Raw genomic sequence first — 260 nt, forward strand, 5'->3', positions numbered from 1 at the left:
ATCTCCCGCATCGAATACAGAGTTGATGATCAATGCGTTTTTGCACGATTCAAGATCGAGTGCATCACCGTTTTGAGAGTACCAGGGGTTGAACACCTTTACATTGTTGATCGTAATATCTTCGCAAGAGAGCGGATGGAGGCACCAACTGGGCGAATTCTTAAAGGTCACTCCTTCGAGCAACACCCGTTTACTTTTTACGATGTTGAGCAATACCGGACGTAACCACGGGCGAATCTCGTTCCATTCGGCTTCGGTGT

At 47.3% G+C, this 260-nt stretch carries 1 protein-coding gene; it reads right to left on the minus strand.

What is annotated here, in order from left to right:
- On the minus strand, window positions 1-260 hold a 260-nt coding region (locus J2D73_RS20375), incomplete at both ends, for a glycosyl hydrolase family 28 protein (protein ID WP_243430130.1).

The sequence above is a fragment of the Acetobacter sacchari genome (genome assembly GCF_017377715.1).
Taxonomy (GTDB): Bacteria; Pseudomonadota; Alphaproteobacteria; order Acetobacterales; family Acetobacteraceae; genus Acetobacter; species Acetobacter sacchari.